The sequence below is a fragment of the Segatella sp. genome (assembly GCF_977051555.1).
In genome coordinates this window covers 1-26,036 of the sequence record NZ_CDRSSE010000005.1, presented here as the reverse complement: position 1 = coordinate 26,036, position 26,036 = coordinate 1, and the positions used below count along the sequence as shown (strand labels likewise).

13 protein-coding genes are annotated in these 26,036 nt (G+C 45.2%); 8 read left to right on the top strand and 5 right to left on the bottom strand.

From position 1 onward, the window contains the following. Nucleotides 1-125 precede the first annotated feature (125 nt). From ACWJAO_RS01960 to ACWJAO_RS01930, 7 genes are all read left to right on the top strand, one after another. A complete protein-coding gene (locus tag ACWJAO_RS01960) occupies nucleotides 126-3,374 on the top strand; it encodes a SusC/RagA family TonB-linked outer membrane protein (protein WP_449139082.1) in 3,249 nt (1,082 codons plus the stop codon). 20 nt (nucleotides 3,375-3,394) lie between these two features. Next, nucleotides 3,395-5,320, top strand: a complete 1,926-nt coding sequence (locus ACWJAO_RS01955; protein WP_449139081.1) for a RagB/SusD family nutrient uptake outer membrane protein — start codon at nucleotides 3,395-3,397, stop codon at nucleotides 5,318-5,320. Nucleotides 5,321-5,338: 18 nt separating this feature from the next. Continuing rightward, nucleotides 5,339-6,925 carry a DUF5123 domain-containing protein gene (locus ACWJAO_RS01950; protein WP_449139080.1) on the top strand — a complete coding sequence of 529 codons (1,587 nt, stop codon included), beginning with the start codon at nucleotides 5,339-5,341 and terminating at the stop codon, nucleotides 6,923-6,925. 1,854 nt (nucleotides 6,926-8,779) lie between these two features. Next, nucleotides 8,780-12,028, top strand: a complete 3,249-nt coding sequence (locus tag ACWJAO_RS01945; protein ID WP_449139127.1) for a SusC/RagA family TonB-linked outer membrane protein — start codon at nucleotides 8,780-8,782, stop codon at nucleotides 12,026-12,028. A 24-nt stretch (nucleotides 12,029-12,052) separates the two neighbouring features. Next, the gene (locus ACWJAO_RS01940; RefSeq protein ID WP_449139079.1) at nucleotides 12,053-13,762 is read left to right on the top strand and encodes a RagB/SusD family nutrient uptake outer membrane protein; all 1,710 of its coding nucleotides are present in this window, start codon (nucleotides 12,053-12,055) and stop codon (nucleotides 13,760-13,762) included. Nucleotides 13,763-14,005: 243 nt separating this feature from the next. Then, nucleotides 14,006-16,069: a glycoside hydrolase family 28 protein gene (locus tag ACWJAO_RS01935; protein ID WP_449139078.1), complete on the top strand. Its 2,064-nt coding sequence runs from the start codon at nucleotides 14,006-14,008 to the stop codon at nucleotides 16,067-16,069. A 21-nt stretch (nucleotides 16,070-16,090) separates the two neighbouring features. Then, complete coding sequence (locus ACWJAO_RS01930) at nucleotides 16,091-17,881, top strand: glycoside hydrolase family 43 protein (protein ID WP_449139077.1); 1,791 nt, start codon at nucleotides 16,091-16,093, stop codon at nucleotides 17,879-17,881. A 110-nt stretch (nucleotides 17,882-17,991) separates the two neighbouring features. Here ACWJAO_RS01930 and ACWJAO_RS01925 read toward each other — a convergent pair whose 3' ends face one another. The 3 genes from ACWJAO_RS01925 to ACWJAO_RS01915 form a co-directional block, all read right to left on the bottom strand. Next, nucleotides 17,992-19,440: a glycoside hydrolase family 57 protein gene (locus tag ACWJAO_RS01925; protein ID WP_449139076.1), complete on the bottom strand. Its 1,449-nt coding sequence runs from the start codon at nucleotides 19,438-19,440 to the stop codon at nucleotides 17,992-17,994. Between the two features lie 85 nt (nucleotides 19,441-19,525). Continuing rightward, nucleotides 19,526-20,794 carry a glycosyltransferase family 4 protein gene (locus ACWJAO_RS01920; RefSeq protein WP_022121648.1) on the bottom strand — a complete coding sequence of 423 codons (1,269 nt, stop codon included), beginning with the start codon at nucleotides 20,792-20,794 and terminating at the stop codon, nucleotides 19,526-19,528. A gap of 18 nt (nucleotides 20,795-20,812) precedes the next feature. Then, nucleotides 20,813-22,756: a glycogen debranching enzyme N-terminal domain-containing protein gene (locus tag ACWJAO_RS01915; protein ID WP_449139075.1), complete on the bottom strand. Its 1,944-nt coding sequence runs from the start codon at nucleotides 22,754-22,756 to the stop codon at nucleotides 20,813-20,815. Nucleotides 22,757-22,968: 212 nt separating this feature from the next. Between ACWJAO_RS01915 and ACWJAO_RS01910 the strand changes: the two genes are divergently transcribed. Next, on the top strand, nucleotides 22,969-23,673 hold the full coding sequence (locus ACWJAO_RS01910; RefSeq protein ID WP_449139074.1) for a Crp/Fnr family transcriptional regulator: 705 nt from the start codon (nucleotides 22,969-22,971) through the stop codon (nucleotides 23,671-23,673). Between the two features lie 55 nt (nucleotides 23,674-23,728). Here the strand turns inward: ACWJAO_RS01910 and ACWJAO_RS01905 are convergent, their stop codons facing one another. Next, nucleotides 23,729-24,658 (bottom strand): diacylglycerol/lipid kinase family protein, encoded by a 930-nt coding sequence (locus tag ACWJAO_RS01905; protein ID WP_449139073.1) that lies wholly within the window; start codon nucleotides 24,656-24,658, stop codon nucleotides 23,729-23,731. Between the two features lie 116 nt (nucleotides 24,659-24,774). Further along, on the bottom strand, nucleotides 24,775-25,731 hold the full coding sequence (gene miaA, locus ACWJAO_RS01900) for a tRNA (adenosine(37)-N6)-dimethylallyltransferase MiaA (RefSeq protein ID WP_449139072.1): 957 nt from the start codon (nucleotides 25,729-25,731) through the stop codon (nucleotides 24,775-24,777). Nucleotides 25,732-26,036: the final 305 nt, after the last annotated feature.

The window sequence follows — 26,036 nt, the reverse complement described above, 5'->3', positions numbered from 1 at the left end:
CTTCGGGAGCCAAGAGGAACTGCCATGATAAAGCAACTGCTCAGGACTGGGATTCTACTTAAAAACATTTCAAAAACATTAGAAAATTAGTAATTTAGAATAAGTTTTATCTAAACCTAAAGTGTATGTCTGGTAATTTTAGAAAAAAGAAAATTGCTTTGGCGGGCGCACTGATGTTCGTAGTAACAAGTGTATCTGCACAAACAGTAAAAGGCGTTGTTACTGACAATACGGGCGAGCCAATCATCGGCGCATCTGTCATGGAGGTAGGTGTAGCTGGCAATGGTGGCGTGACCGACATTGACGGTAACTTCACAGTAAACTTAAAAGGCAAGAGCAAGAAACTGAAGATTTCATACATTGGTATGAAAGCTAAGGAAGTAAGCGTTGCAGGTAAAGAATCAATCGATGTAAAGCTTGAGGATGACAACACCACCCTCAACGATGTCGTAGTAATCGGTTATGGTACGATGAAGAAGAAGGACCTTACCGGTTCTGTGGCTTCTGTATCAGCAAAGGATATTGCCAATGTGCCAGTATCAAGTGCTGCACAGGCTATCCAGGGTAAAATGGCCGGTGTCTCTGTTATGCAGACAGAAGGTTCACCTGATGCTGATGTAAAAATCCGTGTGCGTGGTGGTGGTTCTCTTTCTCAGGACAACTCTCCTCTCTACATCGTTGATGGTTTCCCAGTAAATTCTATCAGCGATATTGCTCCTAGCGACATCGAGACTATCGACGTATTGAAGGATGCCTCTTCTACTGCCATCTATGGTGCCCGTGGTGCCAATGGTGTTATCATCGTTACTACCAAGAGTGGTAAGGAAGGTAAGGTTCAAGTTAACTTTGGTGCATCTGTAGGTGTAAGAAAACTCATCAAGGAAGTTGCTGTTCTTAACCCATACGAGTATGCTAAATACCAGTATGAGTTGGGTGAGACTTCAGCTTATGGAAGTTATGACGACCTCGACATCTGGAAATCTGTAAAGGGCAACGATTTTCAGGACGACCTCTTTGGACGTACTGGTTTGCAGCAGATTTACAATGTAGGTATCAGTGGAGGTTCTAAGGATACCAAATTCAACGTCAGCTATGCCCGCACCAACGACAAGAGCATCATGATGGGGTCTGATTATAGCAAGGATAATATCAATGCTAAGTTGAATTCTAAGCTCAACAAATGGTTTACCCTTGACTTCAATGCCCGTTTGAGCTATCAGAAGGTGAATGGTCTCGGTTCTGGTGCAGACACCAACGAGAGCAACGCTGCTAATTCTATCGTTGCACGTACTGTCATTTTCCGCCCAATCGATCCAATCACAGCAGGTCTTGAAGATGATGACGATTCAAGTTCTAGCTATGAGGCTAGTCCATATGAGCGTATGCTTGATACTTACAAGCAGCAGCGCACATTCCGTCAGAACTACAACCTCGGTTTGAACTGGAAGCCTTGGAAACATGTTACCTTCCGCTCTGAGTTTGGTTATGGCTGGACCTTCGCCAAAACCGAGCAGGCATGGGGTACAAAGGCAAGCCGTAACTCTAAGTTCGGTTATGCAGGTATGCCTCAGACAGAGATTGACCGCAAGGACAACAAGAACTGGCGTAACGCCAACACCTTCACTTACGACAACAAGGGTATCTTCTTTAAGAAAGATAAGGTGAACTTTCTCTTGGGTCAGGAGTGGTCTAGCTCACAGGATGAGACATATACATCTACAACTGTAGCTTTCCCAACCTCATTCGATCTTAAGGAAGCACTTGCTAACCAGAACTCTGGTACAGCATTGGCAAACTCAAATAATATAGCAAGAAAAGACAACATGTTCTCTTTCTTCGGTCGTTTAAACTATACCATCAACGAAAAGTATCTCTTTACAGCTACACTTCGTGCCGATGCATCATCTAAGTTTGCCAAGGGCAACCGTTGGGGTTACTTCCCATCAGCAGCTTTCGCTTGGCGAATGAGCGATGAGAAGTTCATGAAGAATACTCAAGACTGGTTGTCAAACCTGAAGCTTCGTCTCTCATATGGTACAGCTGGTAACAACCGTATCAGCTCTGGTCTTATCGACCCAACATATGCATTGGGAACAGCTACAGACAAGATTCCATACTTCGGAGAGTTGTCTTCTACCATTCTCGATATGAGCAAGCTTTACAACCCTGATTTGAAATGGGAAACTACCGTTACCCGTGACTTCGGTATCGACTATGGTTTCTTTAACGGCAAGATTAATGGTACTATCGATTTGTACTGGAACACTACCAAGGACTTGTTGATGCAGGTACCTATCACATCCGTTTCAGGCTACAACTACCAGTATCAGAACTTTGGTCAGACTTCAAACAAGGGTTTTGAGTTCGCTGTTAATTATAATGCAATTGAGAAGAAGAACTTCACTTTGACTGTGAATGCCAACATCTCTTACAACCGCAACCACATCGACAAGCTGAACACCACATCTGAGTATCAGAACTACAAGTGGGCCGGTTCAACATTCAATGATGGAGAAAACTTCAAGGTTGTAGAAGGCGGCCGCTTGGGTGAAATATATGGCTACAAGTATAATGGTTTCTATACAGCATACGATGAGACAACAAATCCAAATGGTGAACTTATCTGGAATGGTAAGCAGTGGGCTTTGCGTGATGGCATTAAGGACAACAGCTATAAGACCATCGGCGGCAAATTGATACCAGGTGCTATCAAACTCGAAACAGATGAGGATGGCAATGCCGTTAAGAAGCGCCTTGGCAATACAGTAGCTCCATGGCAGGGTGGTTTTGGTATTAATGCAACCTTCCACGGTTTTGACGCATCTGTATTCTGCAACTACTCATTCGGTAATAAGATTGTGAATGGTACTAAGTTGGCTTCTTGCTTCAACTGGGGTTCTCGTAAGGGTTACAACCTGAACAACGACTTTACTGGCCGTTATACAGGTCTTGATCTCAACACAGGTATCAACATTGCAACCAACCCAGGATCAGATGATGCTATTGCAGCATATGGTACACAGGAAGCTGCGATTACTCGCCTCAACGAGATGAATCAGGGTGCAAATACCTGGAATCCAGCAGTAGTTGGAACCATGTCATTGATGGATTACGCTGTAGAGGACGCTTCATTCCTCCGCATCCAGAACGTAACACTTGGCTATACCCTTCCTAAGGCCCTGGTCAACAAGTTGTACTTGAGCAATGTGCGTTTCTACGTTACAGGTTACAACTTGCTTACCATTACAAGTTACTCTGGTTCTGACCCAGAAACTGACGTAAGCAGCAAGAAGAACCCAATGTGCCCAGGCATCGATTATGCAGCTTATCCAAAGAGCCGCCTCTTCGTATTCGGTGTCAACGTTTCATTCTAATCGCAAGGAGGATATAAACAATGAAAACAAATATTATCAAATCAATATTGATGGGCGGTCTTATCATCGGAGCTACTTCATGTAATGACTTCCTCGACCAGACCTCTCCATCAGAGCACGACAGAACAGATGTGTTCGACTCACCTTATTATACAGGTCTCGCCCTGAATAAGGTATATGGTCAGTTGACTGAAGATGCAGCATACGCCCAGGTGATGGCTTTCACTGTAACAGCAAATAGTGACTGCGAAATCATTGATGGTATAGATGCCAGCGCTTCTACCCAGACCTCAAGTGAGCGCGGTGTTATGAACTATAATGCTGTAGCAGGTGGATGGTCAAAGATTACTGACGCATGGGACATGATGTATCAGATCATTGAAAACTGCAACAACATCGTCTATGGTGTAGACCATGGTAAGTATGCAGAAGCAAAGGGTTCTGATGCAACAAGCATGAAACAGTACAAGGCAGAAGCTCTTGTTATTCGCGCCATGTGTTACTATGACCTGGTTAAAAACTTCGGTGATGTTCCTTTCAAGACAGATCGTACAGACCCAAGTTTGAACAATGCATTCATTGGCAAGACAGACCGTGACGTCATCATGGAGAGTCTGATAACAGACCTTCAGAACGCAGCCGAAATCTTACCATGGGCAGGTACTCATGGTTATACCACAGAGCACGTAACTAAGGGTTATGCTCATGCTCTCTGCGCACAGATTGCCATGCAGCGTGCAGGCTGGGCTATCCGTGAGACTGCAAAAGAGGGTTACGAGACCGCAGCTGAAAACAGCGATCCAACCTACCCTACACAGCGTCCTGCTGCGGCTGACCGTACCAAGTTCTACAAGATTGCCCTGCAGAATCTCAATGAAGTTATCAACAGCGGCGTTCACAAATTGAACCCAAGCTTTGAAAACGAATGGTATCTTGTAAACCAGCGCAAACTGGATACTCAGTATCAGGAAAACCTCTTCGAAATTCCTATGGGATTGAACAAGAGTGGTGAGCGTGGTTATACTGTAGGTGTACGCGTTGAAGCAAAGACCAACAAATATGGTCCTAAGGGTAACTCATCTGGTAAGATCAAGACTACCGCTCCTTTGTTCTGGTCATTCGACAAGAAGGATACCCGCCGCGATATCACATGTGTACCTTATCAGATCAAGAACAACGGTGGTTTGACCAAGGAAACATTTGACAGCAACAAACCATTCGAGTTGTATATCGGTAAATGGGATGTTCGTAAGATGGCTGAGGACTGGCGCGATGCAGCTTGTGCTAGTACAGAAAAGGTACCTACCGGTATCAACGAAATCAAGATGCGCTATTCTCAGGTATTGCTTAACTATGCAGAGTGTATTAACGAGTTGAATGGCGGACCAGATGACGCTACAGGCGGAGCTGGTTTGACTGCACGTCAGGCATTGGCTCAGGTTCATACCCGTGCATTTGCAGAGAATGCTAAGTCTGCTGCTCAGGATTATGTCAACAACTTGCCAACAGACAAAGAAGGATTCTTCAATGCCATCGTTGATGAGAATGCATGGGAATTCACAGGTGAAGGTGTCCGCAAGTTCGACTTGGAGCGTTGGAATATCCTGAGTTCCAAGATTGACGAGTTCAAGGCAAAGTATCAGGAAGAAATCAATGAATATCCTGACAAGTTGTACTATAAGGAAATCAAAGATGAAGAAGGTAACATCAGCATTGACATGAATACTGTATGCTGGTATGCTGCTCCATCAAGCACTAGCGGCTACAAGAGCGCAAACTGGTGGGGAGCAGGCAATGAGAACAAGAAGCAGGAGAACCTCTTGAAGAAGTTGCCATATATCAGTGCAGGTCTTAACACTACTGTCAAGAACCGCTATTTGTTACCTATCGCAACATCTACTATTGCTGACTCTCGCAATATGATTCAAAACTCTTATGGTTTCTAAACATAAAAGACTAGAAAGATGAAACTCAATAAAATAACAAACATAGCACTTTCAGGAGCATTCATGCTCCTGGGTGCAGTTTCTATCAGTTCTTGCGCTGACCAGAACGATTGGGATGTAGACTCATCATTTGACCGTCTGTTCCATACAACAAGTCTAAGCGTAAGCCCTGACGAGAACTCTGCCGAAATTACATTCGACAAAACGCCTAATACTACCAGTTATCAGGTAGAATACAGTACAGAAGAGCTCAATGACGAAATGGAGTTGGGTACAGCTGCAAACAGTAAGACTGCAACCCTGACTACCACACCAGCTACTATTGATGGTTTGGAAGCAGAAACTACTTACTATCTGCGCCTTCGCAGTATGAATGATGAGGGTAAGACTTCAAAGTGGGTATATCTCGAAGATAAGAGCTTTACAACAAAGGCTGAGCAGATTATCTCTAAAGTTACTCCTAAAGCCAAAAGTGCATTAGTAGAATTCGGCGATAATAAAGACCTCAGCAATGTAACCCGCATCGCATGGTATCATGTAAGTAATGGAGAGGAAGCTGAAGAAGGTTCTGTTGATGTAAATGGTGCAGATTTAGCTACAGAAAAATCTTACAATATCAAAGGTTTAAAGGCTAACTACAGCTACACTGTAAGAGTTTTTGCCGGTGATAAGAAACGTGGCGAATTAAAGTTCCGCACTACAGAGGAGTTGCCAGAGAATTACGAATATCTCAACTGGGATGCAAACACTACCATCGCTGACCTCCTGTCAAGTGCAACACAGAGCGACGTTTTCATTATCTTCCCACAGGGTGCTAAGATTGACGAAGGTTCAACAACAGTTCCTTCAAACATCAAGAACATCTACTTCTGGGGTGCTGAAGGAAACAACAAGCCTGAGTGGACAGTAAAAGTTGTAAAACTGGAAGGTGACAAGGGTATTGTTAAGTTCAAGAACATAAGTTTGAAGAACGCAGGAACAGATAACGATTACGTTATCACACCAGATGCAGAAGCAGGCAATATCGGTTCTATCGAATTGGAAAAATGTAATATCAGCAATACACGTGGCGTTGTCAGATTCAATGGTTATACCAAGCAGACAGATGCAGTTAACATCAATGATTGCGTTATCAACAACATTGGTAGCTTTGGTATTGTAAACTCTAAGATTACAAATGACAACTGCGTCAAGAGTATCAAGATAACTAATTCTACAATTGCAAATGTAGAAGCAGATGGATGTATTGTAAATGCGCAGCAAAATGATATTGCCATGACATTCACCAACTGTACATTCTGGAACTGCGGTATAGCAGGCAAGAATTTCATTAACCTGAATTCAAAGAACCCTGTACCAGTATTCGAGTCATGTCTCTTGGGTTGGGATTCTGCTATTGCAATGAAGGCTGTATCTACCAAGAAGGTAACATGTACAAATACTTACTTTACAAGCGAATGTACATGGAGCAATGGTAAGATTGGTGATGCTATCGGTGCCAAGGGTACAGAAGTATTTACTAACCCTGCAAAGAATGAGTTCTACCTCCAGGATGCCTATGTAGACAAGTATGGCACAGCAGGTGACCCACGTTGGATTAAATAAATTCAATCAAACTATATTTTAAGAAAGTGCAATGCCCCCATCGGGCGTTGCACTTTTTTTTATTATCTCCCTCTCCCCCACCACTCACAAAAACTTTTTTTGTTAATTTCTTGGAAGTTACGAAAGAAAAGCGTATCTTTGCAGCGAGAGTACATAAGGAAGAGTGTACTACGTTTTTAGATTGTTGGATTTTATAACTTCAATCAAACTATATTTAAAAGAAGTGCAACGCCCAGTGTGGGCATTGCACTTTTTAATTCTGTTCAATCATGACACTATGTTAAATAGTATTGAACAAAAAGTTCGTTCGTTTAAGTTTTGTTCATTATCTTTGCAGTGTTCAATAGAATTGAACATAACTGATATATTGAACAAATAATAAAAATAATGGCAAACAATAATAAAACTGAACTTTCGCAAATTTTGCTCCACACGCCCTGAAGGGGCAGAAGCTCCTAGCCCGTTCTTGAACCACATGCGAAAGTTCAGAATGTAAAAAAACGCAAGCCCGCTAGGCGTAAAAAGAACGCCTGGCGGGCTTGCGTTTATGGTTGTACAACTAAATGGGTTATGGTTGTACAACTAAATGGGTTATGGTCGTACAACTAAATAGGTTATGGTTGTACAACTAAAAGGGTTATAGTCGTACGACTAAAGGGTGTATGGTCGTACAACTATAGGGTGTATGGTTGTACGACTATAAAGGTTGTAGTTGTACGATTAAAAGGTGTTGTCACTAGGCTCGGCAGACCTGCTGACTGCAGTCGGCAGAGCTGCTGACTAGGCTCAGCAGAGCTGCCGAGCCTAGTGGCAACCTTCGAGAAGCTGTCTCCTTCAACCTAAGAAACTATCTCTTTAAACTAAAAGAGACGTCTCCTTGAACCCAAAGAGACGTTTCATTCAGCCAACTCAGCCGCTACATTCTATCAAATAAAGTGCCTCATTCGAGCTACGAATACACCTCTTCAAGCCAACGAAGTCGAATCTTCAAGCCAACGAAGTCGAATCTTCAAGCCAACGCAGTCATATCTTCGAGCCAGCGCAGCCATATCTTCGAGCCAGCGCAGTCATATCTTCGAGCCAGCAGAAACCTCTGACTTTTTTATAAAACCACGGCTAAAAACCTCTGACTTTTTTACGATTTGACATCAAAAAACCTCTGACTTTTTAAAAATAACTGATTAGTCAATCCTCTTTATGCTATTTCTAACTTGTTTTCTTGTGGTGAAAGACTTCTGTAGAAGTTTTTCTTCAATTTTGTTGTCACATCTACCACGCGTGTTATAACTATCTGATTATGAACGAATAACGGGTGACAATAAGCGGTATTTTTATTGTCACTTATTGTCACCTATTACCACGCCCCATGGTAAGCGGGTCCGCTTACCATGGGCTGCTGAAATTACGTCACGACGTAGCATTTGCTGCGTCCCGACGTAATAACCGGTGCGTCGCGACGCAGCAACAGATACGTCGTGATGTAATTTCTGCTAACTCCTGCCCCATCAAGTAAGCCTCATCTGAACTTCAAAAAAGCCTCAGTAAACGTTACGTAGGGCTCACTTACCCGCCTGAATCAATACGACGAAAAGACAATATTGTAGAAACAACACTTCCGAAAACGTTTACGTTAGATTTTTCATTAATTTTATTCGCCATTAAATAATTTTTGTTACTTTTGTAGCAGAAATCTAAAGATTATAATAAAAAATCTAAGATTCCTTATGATCTATTGAGAATTAAACACGACAACAACTAATCGCTAGTAAGTTCAATTAGACCAAAACTTAACAAGATATAATAATAACCTACAAAACAAACATCGTTATGTATCAACAACTGAAACGTGCCAGCATGGCACTGACCTTGAGTTCGGTTTGTTTCCTCGCCTTTGCGCAGAAAACAATCCAAGGTACCGTTAAGGATGCTAATGGCGAGCCAATGATTGGTGTAACCATTACTGACCAGAATGGTAAGGCTGGTGGTATCACCGACCTTGACGGTAAGTTTACCATCCAGAACGCTGACCCTAATGCGGTCTTGACTTTCAGCTACATTGGCTGCAAGCCTAAGAAAATTAAAGTGGGGGGGCAAAGATCATGGAACATTGTTCTTGAAGATGACAATGCAGCCCTTGACGAGGTCGTTGTCGTTGGTTATGGTACTATGCGTAAACGCGACGTAACCGGTTCTATCGCATCTGTTAACTCAGAAAAGATAGCCGCTCGTGGTACTACCAATCTTGCAGAGTCTCTGCAGGGTTCTGTTCCTGGTGTCAACATCACCCAGTCTGGTAGCCGCGCAGGTGCAGGCTTCAATATTCAGGTTCGTGGACAGGCTTCTATCAACAAGCAGGCACAGCCATTGTATGTTATCGATGGTGTAGTTTGCGACAACATGGACTTCCTCAATCCTGATGATATCGACCGCATCGACGTATTGAAAGATGCATCTTCTACAGCTATCTATGGTTCCCGCGCTTCTGCCGGTGTCATTATGATTACCACCAAGGGCAGCAAGGGTGCAGACAAGGCACAGAAGGCAACCATCTCTTATGATGGATATTATGGTATCAAGAAGGTGGCACGCATGCCGGAATTTATGGATGCCAACGAGTTTATGGATTACCGCTTCCAAAGATATACCTTACTCGACGGAAAGAGCTACGATGGCTCAAGCCGCAAGGGTGTTGATGCAGAAGGACATCCACATTATATCATCAAGGATACCGACTTGAATTCAGCCTTCCTTGCCCGCAAGGGAGCAACCAGCTATAAAGATTCCAAACTTTATGAACTGATGATGGATCCAAGCTTCGACGGTTACGACTGGAAAAAGCAAGTAACCCGTACAGCCGCCCAGCAGAACCACTTTATCAGTGCTGCCGGTGCTACTGACAAGGTCAACTACCGTGTAGGTATGGGTTATCAGGGAGAAGAGAACGTATTCAAGGGCAACGACTACGAGCGTTTCAACTTCAAGGGATCTATGGATGCCAAGCTCTCCAAGATTTTTGAAGCAGGTTTCTCTGCCAACATGTCAATGAGCCGCACCCAGGATGTATGTACCGATGCCACTTATTCTCCATACGTGAATGCATTCTATTTCAACCCATTCGTATCTCCTACAGATGCAGATGGCAACCTGATTCCTAATCCGGGAGCAAAGGCTGCCTTTGAATCTGACGCACAGTTTACATCTACATACAACCCACTCATCGATTTGAATGACGGTAACTATACCAATGAGACCAAAAAGTACCGACTGATGGGTAACTTCTACCTGCGTGCCAACATCATCAAGGGATTGAAGTTTACAACCACCTTCTCTCCTAACTACTCTCACAAGCGCCAGGGCATCTTCTATGCAACAGGTATCAAAGAGGGTAATGATGTAGGTTCTACTTACTACCAGAAAAACAAGACCAACTTCGGTTCTGTAGCCAATACTACCCGTGTTGATTGGACTTGGGACAACCAGTTTGACTACAACCGCACATTTGGCGACCACACCATTGGTGCCATGGCATTGTTCTCACTCTACAAGAGCAACACAGAATACCAGTATGAAGAGGGCAAGGGTATTGCCAGCGACCACACGACATTCCACAATCTGGGAACAGCCAGCGGCGACAAGGTACTCTCAAGCGACTATACAGAGTCATCACTGGAGTCATTCGCTTTTCGTGCCAACTATTCCTACAAGGGTCGCTACATGGCTACAGCTACACTCCGTACCGATGGTAGTTCCCGTTTCGCAGACGGCAACCGTTGGGGCTGGTTCCCTTCTGTAGCTGCTGCATGGCGTTTCTCGGATGAAGCATGGATGAAGCAGTTCAGCAACTGGTTGGACAATGCAAAACTCCGTCTTTCATACGGTGTTACCGGTAACAACAATGTGGGTGACTATGTAACTATCGCTTCAGCTACAGGTCCAACATATGTAACTATTGACGGCAAAGAGGTACAGGGTTATCATCCTAACGGATTGATAAATACAGAACTCATCTGGGAGAAAGTAAAGGAGTTTGACCTCGGTCTCGACTTGAGTTTCCTGAAGAACCGCATCAATGTAACAGCCGACTTCTATAACCGTCTTTCTGATGGTCAGATTATGTCTCGTTCTGTGCCAATCGAAACCGGTGAGAAGACTTCAACCTTCAATGTAGGTTCTGTCCAGAACAGAGGTATTGAACTCGGTTTGAACTTTAACATCATCAACAAGAAAGACTTCTCCTGGAGTGCGAACGTAAACTTCGCCCGCAACTGGAACAAGATTAAGGAGTTGAGTAATGGTAAGGTTGATGAGGTAGCCAACAACTGGTTTATCGGTGAGCCTCTGAACGTACTCCGTGACTATACCCATACAGATGTCATCACCGACAAGGGTGTAACCATGCACACCATGAATGGTGACAAGCACTATACCTTGAAGGAATTTTACGAGAAGTATGGCACTAAGTATAAGTGGTATGAAGGTCAGGTAGCCGTTAACGATTGGAACGATGACGGTAAGATTGACGACAACGATAAGCAGATTTATGGTTGCACCGATCCACGTTGGACCGGCAGTTTCTCTACCAATGTTTACTTCAAGGGCTTCGACTTCTCTATCATGTTCTATACCAAGAGCGGATTCTGGTCACGCAGCTACTTCCACGAGAAGTATATGAAATATAGCGACCGTGGTAATGCCCATATGCAGCTGGATTACTACATACCAAAGGGAGCGCCAATCATCGATCATGCAACAGGTGACATTACAACCGCCACAGAGACCCACTACGGAAAGTATCCTTATCCAAACAACAGCGATACATCTATGGGTGGTTACTTCGGCGACAAGGGTTCAGCCAAGGGAGAAGGCTTCCAGTATCAGAAGACCTCTTTCACCAAGGTTAAGAACATCACCCTGGGTTACACCTTGCCAAAGAACGTAGTGAGCAAGGCAGGTATCAGAAATCTCCGTGTTTATGTAAACGTTCTGAACCCATTCTGCTTCACCAACTATAAGGGCTTCGACCCTGAGTGGGCATCAGAGAATCTGCAGAATGGCGGTCCATCATCTGTAACCTATCAGTTTGGTGTAAATCTTAAGTTCTAATCTCATTAAATGAAGTAAACAATTATGAAAAAGATATTATATAGCGTAGCATTGGCGGCGTGCTGCATGGGAACCATGACAAGTTGCAGCGACTTCCTGGATGCTAGCAACAAGTCGAATGTAACTGATAAACAGACATTTGCTACAAAAGAAGGCTTCAATAGCCTCGTCAATGATGCTTATCAGCATCTGCAAAACGTTTATGCAGCTCCTCTGTTCACAAGCTGTTTTTCAGCAGGTACAGATATGTATGCCGATGCCCGTAACAAGATGAACGAGCCTTTGAACACTTACGAGACTCTGACTCCAGAAAATACGGACATCAAGAATCTCTATACTTACCTCTATGCAGGTATCCGTGCAGCCAACTCTGTGTCATATTATGCACAGACAGCACAAGTAGATGAAAAAACGAAAGGTCAGCTAGTAGGCGAAGCCCGTGTATTGGCAGCCTACGAGTATTATCTCCTGGTAAACAACTTCGGTGGAGTACCTATCATGAAGGGGTTCCTTACCACAGCAGGCACAGGATATCCTAAGTCTTCTGCTGAAGATGTATACGCCTATATTATTAGCGAACTCGAAGATGTTATCAGCAAGAATGTGCTCCAGGCTTCTACAGCTACCAAGGGTGGCGGCAGAATCAGCCAGGAAACAGCCAAGGCTATCCTTGCCAAGACCTACCTTTCTGCTGCATGGGACCTCAACAAGCAGGATTACTTCTCTAGGGCTGCTGCTCTTGCCGATGAGGTAATTGCAGGCAGAAGACTGACTACCCCATATGCCAAACTCTGGAAGGCAGACGGATCGGGCGATGACAACGAAGAGTTCCTTTGGGATGTGGAGTATGATTTGGCTACAGCCAACAACACCACATCAGGCGGTACAGAATGGAGCGGTTACTACTGCAACTATCTGGGTGGAAACGAAGATAATATCAAGGCTACAACCTCCAGCTATGTGCCTACCCTCTATGCCTTGCATTGTTTCAAGAAGGGAGACCAGCGTTACGACGCTACCTTTATGAAGGAGTTGCCGGATATTAACAAGGGAAATGCTGCAGGAACCGGTTACTGGACCTGGTATAAGAATGGTGAGAGTCTGGTAGGTAAGCCAGTAACCCGTTACTATTCTGCATGGTATGAAACAGATGCCGACTTCGAAGCATGGAAGGCAAAAGATCCTGCTAACAGAGCAAAAACCTATCGCATTCCGATGGATTCACAGAGCAAGGAAGCACAGAACATGGACGGCAGAGATATGGAATATTACGACAACCAGCAGCTGGTATATGGTTGCAGTCCTTGCAAGAAGTTTGACGACAGCAAGACTGCTACTACAGAGAAAAATACCTGCTATCGCGACATCCATATCATCACTTTGCCAGAGATGTATCTCGTAGCAGCCGAGGCTTATCTGAAGGCTGGCGACAACCCTAAGGCATTGGCACGACTCAATGAGGTTCACCAACGCGCTGGTCTCCCTGCACTTACAGGAACAGTTACTATCGACAACATCCTTGATGAGAATGCCTGCGAGAACTTCGGTAATGAGGCTCGTTGGATGGATCTTCGCAGAACCCAGACTCTAGTAGATCGTTGCACCAAGTATAACCATGAGATGGGAGACAAGGCTGCCCAATATATCGGCAAGAAGCTTCTTCGCCCTATCCCACAGGCAGCAATTGATGCCAACGATAATTTGTCATTAGCTGACCAGAATCCTGGTTACTAATCAAAGTCATTATGTTGATAACAAAACCTATCAGGACATACGTTAATCATTAGGTTTAAGACCGTATCCTAGGGAGATGTTTCCCGACGGATGCGGTCTTTCTTTTTGTTCTATAGGCAAGGTATACGTAATCGTTTTCGTAGTTTTTCGCTCACTATCTGCATGCGGTAAGCAAAAATGTCGTAACTTTGCACAAAATCTTATAGAAAAAGAAAATAATAAAATAAATAAACCTAAGAAGAAATGAAGAAATCAATCATTAAGACAGTCGTGCTGGCAGCACTCATGGCTCTGCCTATGTTCGCTAAAGCACAAACTTTCGCTGGCATCACAGCCGAGCAGAATGCACAGAACACTCCTGAAGGATGGACTGCTGTTGCCCTGCCACAGTTGCCTGCCATCACTTCGGCAAACACATTCAACATCAAGGATTATGGTGCTTCTACATCTGCTACAGATAACACCAAGGCTATCCAAAAAGCACTTGATGCTGTGCCTTCTACCGGTGGTATGGTCGTGATCCCTGCCGGTACATGGATGTTTGGTAGTACAGACCAGATGACAAGCACTACCGAGGTACTCAGCATCAAGTCAAAGACTGTGCTCCACCTTTGCAAAGGTGCTACATTGAAACTCGTGGAATATGGTAAGGCACCTAACAACAAGAATAAGAATAAGATTGTCTTCATCGGCGGAAAGAACAAGGGCAAGAACGTTACCGACATTGTTATCGAGGGTGAAGGTGAAACTTCAGTCATCGACGGTCAGGGTGCACGCTGGTGGCTCGCAAGAGAGAATGGTGAAACCTTCAATCCTGGTGCAATGATCCGCTTCGAGCAGGGCAAGCGCTTCCTGCTCCGCAACCTCAAGATCCAGAATACTCCGGGTGTAAACATCACCATCAGCAACAGCGGTAAGGCTAGCCATGCTACCATCCATGATCTGATTATCAGCGAACCTTCATCTGAAGCTGGCAAAGGAAAGGCATCGCATAACACCGATGGAATCTCTATCTGGGGTCCATACGTTAATATCTACAACTGTAACATCAGCAACGGCGATGACAATATCGTTTGCGACAACGATGCACAATATATCCATGTATGGAACTGCTACTTCGGAACTGGACATGGTGCTTCTATCGGCAGCTTCACCAACAACATCAAGCATGTATGGTTCGATAACATCACCATGAACGGTACAACTGCGGGCATCCGCATGAAGACAGGTCAAGATGTAGATAAAACAACCAACAAGGTAACTCTGTGCGGCGGTGGCGAGGAGGACTGGAAGTTCACCAACTTCACCATGACCAAGGTTAAGAACCCATTCTCTATCGACTGCTACTACGACAAGAACTACAACAGCGATCCTGCCGTAGACAAGGCAAATGCCAGAGCTCTTGATAGTACTACCCCTACCTACAACGGCATTCTTCTCCAGAACGTGAAGACAACAGATGTTTGCGAAGGTAACGCAATCTTCCTGATTGGCCGCCCTGAGAGCCACATCAAGAACGTGACTCTCGACAACGTGCAGATTTCAGCCAAGAAGGGTATCGATATCCGCTTCGTAGATAATCTCGTGTTCAAGAACAACTCTAAGATTACATGCCAGTCTGGCAAACTCTGGATTCGCCAGTACGATTCTATAGTAGATGACCAGTGTGATGCTACAGGGGCAGGTACAAATCCAAATCCCACTCCCAATCCAGGTGAGACAACAGAAGTAAGCTATATTCTGGATGCATCAACCAGCACTTCTTCAAGCACAGATCCATCTCCATGGACGTTCAATAATGGTTGCAGCATAGAGAGCAGCAAAGGTTACGCTACAGCTAAAAACAATACCATCAAGTACAGCAAGGGCGTACAGTTTACCATCAATCTGCCTGAGAATATTACCATTACATCGGCTACATTTGCAGGATATGCCAATGAAGACAACAAAACCTGCTATCTCGGCGAACTGAACGGAACAACCTTTGCCAGCGACAAATACGTGTACCCTAGCCGTACAACCCAAACGGATACGAGCACAAAGTTTGATATTACACTTGACACTCCTGCTACTGGCGTTCTTACCTTCACACCACAAAATGCACAAGCCGCTTGGGTTATCACACTGAAAGGTGTAAAGGTAACAAGTTCAGGTATCAACAATGTTGTTTTAACCGCCAAGGTAAACAATAACAACATTTACGACCTCAGCGGTCGCATGGTAAAGCTCAATGCCAAGGCAGAAGACCTGCAAGGTCTCAAAAAAGGGATCTATATCTACAACAACAAGAAATACGTAGCTAAATAATTCGTTTAAACATCAGTAACAATGAAAATAAAATCTCATTCACTCCTGTGCATTCTCGCCACTATCGCATTGAGTTCTCCACTCTCTGCACTGAGCGTGAATGCCCAAAAGGCGGTATCCAAGACATGGAATCCGAACATGAAGAACGGAATGTACCGCAACCCGGTTATTGACGCCGACTACTCAGACCCTGACGTATGCCGTGTGGGCAATGACTACTATATGACATCCTCTTCTTTCCAATGTTTCCCGGGCTTGCAGATTCTGCACAGCACCGACCTGGTAAACTGGGAGATTATAGGTGCTGCCCTACTCGATGACTATCCGGTTTTGCCAGAATACCAGGGCACCGAACTGGATTGGCGCAAGAAGGTTCAGCATGGTAACTACGTGTGGGCACCCTCTATCCGCTATCATGACGGATGGTTCTATATCTACTGCGGCGATCCTGACCAGGGTCTCTTTATGACCAAGACACAGGATCCACGCGGCCCTTGGGAGCCTATCACCTGGGTGATGAAAGGAAAAGGTCTGATTGACTGCTGTCCTCTCTGGGATGAAGACGGCAAGGCATATCTTTCGCATGGATGCGCCGGTTCAAGAGCCGGTATCAAATCGGTACTCTTCGTAGCTCCGATGTCACCAGACGGAACCAAGGTGATTGGTCCTTCACGCATCGTATATGACGGTCATGAAGACCAGCCAACCATCGAGGGTACCAAGTTCTACAAGCGCAACGGCTATTATTACATCATGAGTCCTGCGGGCGGCGTGAAGTATGGCTGGCAGGTAGAACTGCGTTCCAAGAATCCATACGGTCCTTACGAGGAGTATGTGGGTATGGCACAGGGAAAGAACAAGAAGGTGAACGGCCCTCACCAGGGTGCCTGGGTTGATACCCAGAACGGCGAAGACTGGTTCCTCCACTTCCAGGACAAGCATGCCTATGGTCGTGTGGTTCATCTGCAACCAGCCAAATGGGTAAACGACTGGCTTGTTATCGGCGACGACAAGGATGGTGACGGCTGCGGTGACCCAGTGCAGCAATGGAAGAAGCCAAACCTGCCATCAAGCGGAAACTTCCAGCCTAAGGAATCGGATGATTTCAACAGCGTAGATTTAGGTCTGCAATGGCAGTGGAACGGTCCTTACAGTCAGTACTGGTACTTCTGTGATGCCAAGAACTCCAAGTTGCGCCTCTACGGTGTGCAGCAGGCTGAAGATGTAAAGAACCTGTATGATTTGCCTAACCTCCTGCTCCAAAAACTCCCTACTGAGAACTTTACTGCTACTGCCAAGGTGAAGTTTATTCCGAACCGTACCGAGGCTTACAAGGAAAATGATAAGGTACTGGGCGAAAGCGCCGGCATGATTATGCAAGGCATGGACTATGCGGCACTCAAGTTTGTTGATACCAAGGAAGAGGGTGTTGTTTTGCAATATGTAACCTGTGAGAAGGCTGAGAAGGGAAAGGCTGAGAAAGTGGTAAAGCAAGTTGCCATCAAGACCGGCAAGCAGCCTCAGCCTTACACCGTAAAGTATGCCGTAGATGATATCCCTTCATCCCGCATCGCTACCCAGGATGTATGGCTCCGCGTGAAGGTTCATAGCGAGGGTATCGCCAACCAGATACAGGCTATTGCAGAATGGAGTTACAGTCTGGATGGTAAGAAGTTTACCAAGATAGGCAGCCCTTTCACTGTGCGTGAAGGCAAGTGGATAGGCGCCAAGCTCGGTTTCTTCAACACCCGCACAGCCAAGAAGAACGATGCAGCCTTCTTCGACGTAGACTGGATTCATTTCGAAAAATAACGCTTACCAGTCAACACGTTATTTCAGAGAATATTTTGGGAAACAAAAAATCCCCCTCTTTGCAAACCAATGCATCGAGGGGGATTAATATTTATGAGGAATCTAAAACTCTAATCCTTCTTTTCTTCTGTAGGCTCTGCCTTTACTGTCTTCTTAGCAGGAGTTTTCTTGGCAGGAGTCTTCTTGGCTGCAGGCTTAGCTGCGGCCTTCTTGGCAGGAGCAGCCTTAGCAGTCTTCTCGCCATGGTGCTTCTCTGCCTCCTTCTCTATCTTTTCAATCTTAGCCTGAAGACGGACAATCTCCTTGTCCTTCATCTCTATCTCTTCATCCTGGTTCTTGATGGTAGTAAGCAGACCCTCAAGCTGGTCGTTATCAACATCAGCAGGATAAAGGTCGTTCACACGGTTGATGAAGTCACCAAGAATGTTCATATAGTTGGTGAAAGCATCGAAAGGACTTGAATAGATACCTCTGTCAAGACCCACATTGCTTGGCTTGGTAGTCATGAAACGGAAGTTGTTGCTTGCCTGCAGGTAATCCCAGTCCTGATTGATACGTGGATCGTTAGCGATACGAACACGGTCTGCCACACTGTAAAGCTTGTTGAAAGCCTCGCGCTGCATAGGGTTACCCAACCATGAACTAACATCACGCTCCTCGTCTACCCAACTCAAGGTATCAGGCACATTCACCTCGCCTACCGACTTGATCTTCTTGCAGATTTCAGTAGGTGTAGAGAAAGTGATGCCACGGTCCTTGGCACACTGAGGCAAAGCCTTCATAAACTCGAGGATGTTGCTTGACAGAGGCTGGGCAATACCAAGAGCAGAAAGCTCCATGAAAATATTGATAACCTGCTCCTCCTCTGGGAAGGCAGCAATCCGGTTCATATAGTTGTCGGCAAAGAGTGGATAACCGTCCCAATCGCTGTTGCTGAAGCGCAGAGAGATATCATCGCTCAGGTTCACATCGCGCAAAAGGAGCTTCAACTTAGGGTTCAGGGCGCAATGGTAAACATAGTGAGGAGACTTCCAGCCGAGCACGTGCTTGGCACCCTCGGTGAGCATACCAATGAATCCCATGTTGGCAACATCGTTACCGATATCATCGCTGTAGATGAGCGAAGAGTTGCGCAATACGGTAGGTTTCTTTCCGAAATATTCCTCAATCTTAGTACATTGGCGCATCACCTCATCCTTGAAACTTGCCTCATTAACCAGAGAAGCAAGTCCGTGAGAGTAAGGCTCAGCCAGGAACTCTACACAACCCGTATTGTTGAGCTGCTGAAGCTTCTCCAGTACCTGAGGAGCATGAAGTTCCAACTGCTCCATACCCACACCCGAAAGCGAGAAAGCTACCTTGAAATACTTGCCGTTCTTTTCAATCATCTCCTGAAGGGCATTCAAGGCTGGCATATAAGAGCGCTCAGCAATCTCGTTGATGCTACGGTCGTTCTCGTAGTCATCATAGTAATAATGGTCGGTACCGATGTCGAAGAAGCGGTAACGTTTCAGATGGGTAATCTGATGTATCTCGAAATATAAACAAATTGTTTTCATAAAAATTTGAAATTTGAACGTTTAACTTGTAAGATGAGTAAAGCCTCAAAATTATTCATTCTTCGTTCTTCACTCTTCACTTAACCTACTTCCACCCTAAGGTCTTGAGGTACAGGTCTTTGATGCGGGCTCCCACTTTCTCCCAGGTAATCTGGTCTACTTCTTTCTTGCCTTCCTCTGAGAGATAATCGAAAAGACTCTCGTTGTGACAGATGCTGTAGATGGCATCGGCAAGGGCATGGATATCCCAGTAGTCTACCTTGATACAGTTGGACAGGATTTCTCCACATCCACTCTGCTTGGAGATAATGGTTGGTGTGCCGCACTGCATAGCTTCCAAAGGTGAGATACCGAACGGCTCGCTCACAGATGGCATCACGTAGACATCACTATCTTTCAGACATTCATAAACCTGTTTGCCGCGCATAAAGCCAGGGAAGTGGAACCGGTCGGCAATGCCTCTTTCGGCAGCGAGATAAATCATCTGATCCATCATATCGCCCGAACCTGCCATACAGAAACGCACATTGCGGGTACGGTGCAATACCATGTTGGCAGCCTCTACGAAATATTCAGGTCCCTTCTGCATGGTAAGACGTCCCAGGAAGGTTACTACCTTCTCCTTGCCCTTATGATTTGGGCGTGGAATATCCTGCCACTCCTGCTTCAATGGATATACGGCATTGTGCATGGCGAAACACTTGCGTGGATCCTGGTGATACTGGTGAATCACCGTCTGGCGGGTCAGTTCGGATACACACATGATGCAGTCGGCATTATCCATACCGTCTTTCTCGATAGCGTAAACGGTAGGGTTCACCTTTCCACGACTACGGTCGAAATCAGTAGCATGAACGTGGATGCACAATGGTTTGCCACTCACGCGCTTGGCATGAATTCCGGCAGGGAATGTAAGCCAGTCGTGAGCATGGATAATATCAAATTCTTCTGAACGGGCTACAACTCCGGCAATGATGCTATAGTTGTTGATCTCGTCATGAAGATTTGACGGATAACCACCGGCAAAGTCCATACAGCCGAGGTCATTTACATGCATATAGTTAAAATCGGCATAGATGTGGTCACGGTAGCGGAAATAATCGTCCGGATTCATGATATTGCCTACGCGCTGCTGCACATAGTCGTGATTTACATCTCGCCAGGCGATAGGCACACTGTTCATTGCCACAATCTTGCAGGCACTGCGGTCCTCATCACCGAAAGGATGAGGCAGACACAATGTGATATCAACATCGCCCTGGGCATGAAGTCCCTGGGAGATACCAAAGTTGGCAGTTGCCAAACCACCAAATACGTGAGGAGGATACTCCCATCCAAACATTAAAACTTTCATATAGCAGTCCTCCTATTATTAATATTGATATTTTTCAAGTAACTCGAGCGCACGCAGAATCTCAGCCACATTCATGGCGAAAGAGATGGCACCACGACCTGCGAATGGAGGGTTTCCATCGAAGAGTTCGCTGATGGTACCGAGACAGTGGGAAGACATTTCGTCCTCATAACCAACCATCTGGCGTTCAATAAAGCTCAAACGGGTACGCTTATAGAGTTTCAGACTTGCCTCCATATAGAAGCCGCCGAGCCATGGCCACGCTGTACCCTGATGGTAAGCATAGTCGCGCTGGGTCTGCGGACCTACATAAACAGGATTATATCCACCGCTCTTTGGCGAGAGTGAACGCAATCCTTTAGGTGTAAGGAGTTCACGAGTACAGATATCAAGTACCTGCTTCTTCTGGTCTTGCGACAATGGTGAATAGTCGAAAGCCACAGCAAATATCATGTTCGGACGAACGCTCCAGTCCATCATATTGCCATCTACATAGTCGTAGAGATAGCCATATTCATTGAGGAAGGTATCGAGGAATGCCTGCTTGGTCTGCTCTGCCTGAGCCAGGAGTTTCTGCTGGCTGTCTTCCTCGCCTACTGTTGCTGCGAGAGAAGCACAGAAGCACAAAGCGTTATACCACAGTGCATTAAACTCTACGATATAACCTGTACGAGGAACCACCGGTCTGCCGTTGGCAGTAGAGTTCATCCAGGTAACAGCCTTGTCCTTACCATCGGTATAGAGCAATCCGTTCTCTTCGAGTTTCAGGTTCGGATGCTTGTTATCCTGGATAAAGTTGATAACATCCTTGATAAACTGTCCATACTTCTTGAAGCATTCTTCCTTGCTGGTTTCCTTGGCATACTGCTGCAAAGCCCAGATAGCCCACAAAGGAACATCCGGCTGCTCAATCTCAGCGATATGAACGCTAATCGGCTTACCTTCCATAAACTCGTAGTAACCGCGCATGGCTGTCTTCATCACCAGTTCGAAGTAGTCATCCTCCTCGATAGAGAGGGTGAGACCCGGAAGAGCAATGAATGTATCGCGGGCACGGCACTTGAACCAAGGATAACCTGCCAGGATATAACGGTCATCGTTCTTTTCACGACGGTGGAACTGATGGGCCGCATTGACCAGACAGTGGAAGAAATTGTCACGAGGCGAACGCTCATCCACTTCCTTGTCGAAGAGCTTCTTCAGGCTGACCGCCTTGATTTCAGAGGTAGAAGCAGCAAAGACGATGGTTTCGCCTTTCTTGATATCCATCTCAAAATAGCCAGGAACATAGAGGTCTTCGTTAGAAGCATAACCTCTCTCCTGCTCCTTCGGATATTCTACGCCACGATACCAATCCGGACAGAATTTAAACTCGTTCTTCTTGGAGAACTGCATGTAGAGATCTGGATAACCTGCATACATACAGGTCTTGATGCCATGATCTACCTCAGCATAATCACGAGATGCGGTAGCATTCTCATGAGTAAACTGACGGACACTGCGGAAAGCCAGGAAAGGACGGAAACGAAGGGTTGTAGCCGAATGGCCGTCTACCAGCGTATAGCGAATCAGAATGCGATTCTCGTAATGCTGGAATACAACTTCCTTTTTCAGGATAACACCACCTACGCGATAAAGGGTAGTTGGCACTTTATCACAATCAAACTCACGAATGTACTTGTGGCCCATAGGACTGTAGTTGTTGCCCTGGTACTTGTGCAAGCCGAGGTTAAACTCTGCTCCATGCTGAATCACCGTAACATCCAGCGAACTCAAGAGCACGTGATTGTCATCGTCCAGTTCAGGAACCGGCACGACAAGTAATCCGTGATACTTGCGGGTATTACAGTCTACAATCGTTGAGCACGAATATGCACCCGAGCGATTGGTTCTCAACAACTCCTTAGGCAACGATTCTTGAAGATTCGTCATAAGGGCCTTTTCGAATTTTAGATAACTCATAGATCTATATTAAGGTTCTATATTTTTGTTGACTAAATTAATTGCTTTCAAAGGTAACACTTTTTTGTGGTATAACAAAGTTTTTTGTGTGCCATTTTTATAAAAAATTGCCTTTTTATGTTATAAAACATATTTTTAGACAAAAATGCTTGATTATTTCGAGAAAAAGCATTACTTTTGCACTCAGTTTTCAGTTTAAAAGATTTGTACACATGGCAGCTAGAGGAAAATATGATAAAGAAAATATAGCAATGCTGATTGCTAAGCTATGGGGAGGCATCACGGATGACCAGTTCGATTTACTGAAAGAACATCTCGAAATCAAGAAGTATAAGAAGAACGATATCATCTACAAGAATGAGGGTACTCCTGAATATGCACTTTGTCTCATAGCGGGAAAAGTGAAGATATACAAAGAGGGTATTGGTGGCAAGAGTCAGATTATCCGTGTCATCAAACCGATTGAGTTCTTTGGTTTCAGAGCCTATTTTGCGGATGAGATATACAAGACGGCAGCCATGTCGTTGGAAAACTGCGTCGTTGCCCAGTTCCCGCTGGCGGTTCTCATGAAGCTGCTCTCCAAGAGTTTCAACATCGGCTTCTTCTTTATCAAATACCTCAGTATAGAGATAGGAAAATCGGACGACCGTACCGTGAACCTCACCCAGAAACATATCCGTGCCCGACTTGCCGAGGGACTGATATTTCTGAAAGACTCTTATGGGTTAGATAAAGATGGCAAAACTCTTGACATCCGCCTGAGTCGTGAAGATCTGGCAAACCTCTGCAACATGACAACGAGCAATGCCATCCGTACGCTCTCAGCCTTTACGGCAGAAGAACTCATCAAGACTGAAGGAAGAAAAATCAAAATCTTAGAGGAAGAAGAAATCAAAAAAATAGCAGAACTCGGATAAAGTTCTGCTATTTTTATTTATATATTTTACGTTTCCCTTATTACGGGTATACGGGTTATACCGGTATCAGGAAGTTGATAACCTCCTGAATGACTGTTACCTGGAACGGACCTACCGGTGTATTCATCAATCTGCCATCGATACCTATCAGGGCATGCTGGGCATCGAGCACCTCTACCTCGCGTGTACGGTAAGGATGCACACTCTTATGGTTGAGGAACTTGCCTTTCACAAAGAGATAGATACCCTCGAAGAGTTGGGTCATCTTAGGATGAGATACAACCGATACATCGAGCAGACCATTATATGGCACAGCATTCGGAGTCTGTCCGTAGCCAGTTCCGTTGCCTATACACATCGTCATTACTCTACGTTTGATGACATCCGAATTGATTTTCACATGCATCTTATAGTCCATACGCTGGAAAATCATCAGGATAAAGGAACAGAGGAACGAGAGGGTACGCGAACCGAAGATATGATGAGTCTTGCGTCTCAGGTTCATGATGGCAGCGATGAGTCCGATATTGATACAGTTGAGGAAATAGCGACGGCATTTCTCCCCCTTCTTGTTCACATATCGGATACAACCGAGGTCAATCTTTCTGATACGACGCTTCTTCAGCGATGCCACCGTCTTCTCGATGTCACTGTCGCTGAATCCCCAGAAGTGGGCAAAGTCGTTCATCAGTCCGTTAGGAATGACGCCCAGTGCCACCTCTTCTCTTTCTTTCTGATCTATCTGCATCAGACAGTTTACGGCATCATTGAGTGCAGAATCTCCGCCCACCACGACAATGGTCTTATAGCCATTGTTGATGAACATTCTGATGAGCCTCTCTACGCTCTTCTGATTCTCGCTCTGCACAAAGTCGTAATCTACGCCCTGCTGCTTGAGCACCTTTTCTATTTTTTCCCAGCGCTTGTTACTTCGCCAGCCTCCTCTAGGGCAATAAAGCAGCCCCCATTTATTCTCGTTTACCATTGTCTCTTCTTTGTAATTTGTCTCTTCTTTGTAATTAGAAAAATATTACTTCCGCCTAGCCACCGTTGCATCCGATTCCATCGGATGCCAGCCCTAGCCAGCTTCCAAGCCGCAGCCTAGCTCCTCATCAGCCCCAAAACAGCCTCCACCTTTTTCTCCATTGGCTGCAATGCATCTACCCAATGGATGGTAAAGCCTCTGCGCTCCATACCTCGGAACCACGTCATCTGCCTTTTGGCAAACTGGTGGATTGCAATTTCCAGACCGCGATACATCTCATCGTAGGAAGTCTTACCAATCACATATTCTGTAATAAACTTATATTCCAAACCATAATAGATGAGATTTTCGGCAGGGATGCCACGGTCTAGCAGCCCCCTGATTTCATCTACCATTCCCTCATCCAATCGCTGTTTCAGCCTGCGGGAAATCTTCTCCCTTCTCGCATCGCGGTCGATACTGACACCGATAATCAGCGAATCAACCGGTGGGAGTTCACGTTCCGGCATCGGATGCTCCAGATTATAGCTTTCTATCTCTATCGCCCGGATAGCTCGCTGTGCCGTATCCACATCTGTGCGATTGTGCATATTAGAACCGGTTTTTGCCTTCAGCTCTTTCAGTATCAGTGTAAGTTCTTCTAAACTCTTATGAGCCAGCGACTCACGGAGTTCCGGGTTCTGCGGAACAGGTGAGAGATGATAACCCTTGAGCACCGATTCGATATAGAGTCCTGTGCCTCCGCACAGTATCGGGAAGGCTCCCCTCTTCTGAATATCCTGATAGGCATCATAAAAATCCTGCTGATATTCAAAGAGATTATATTTCGTACCCGGCTCACAGATATCAATGAGGTGATAAGGTATCTGCTCGCCATGGATGGTATAGTCAGCCAGATCCTTACCCGTACCAATATCCATGCCGCGATACACCTGCCGGCTATCAGCACTAATGATTTCAGCGCCCTTGGCAGGGATACCCGACAAGTGAGCATCCAGGCTATTGATCCTGGCTGCAAGAGCGGCAGCAAGACTCGTCTTACCACTCGCCGTAGGTCCCAATATGGTTATCATCGAATATTTCATGCCGCAAAGTTAAATGAAATTATTGAGAAAACAAAATAAAATGAAAAGAAATTCTCACTTCCTTTCTTGTACAGGCAGACATTTGCTACTTTTTGCACAAAAGCAAGTAGGTATGTTCCTATAAAAACGAAAAAGCCGTCCAGCATAAAAATGCTGGACGGCAATATCTTAATCGTTAAGAGGCAACGAATTAACCGTTGTGCTTCTTCATGATCTTGATCAACTCAACAACCTTGTGTGAGTAACCAATCTCGTTGTCATACCAAGAAACAACCTTAACGAAGTTGTCTGTC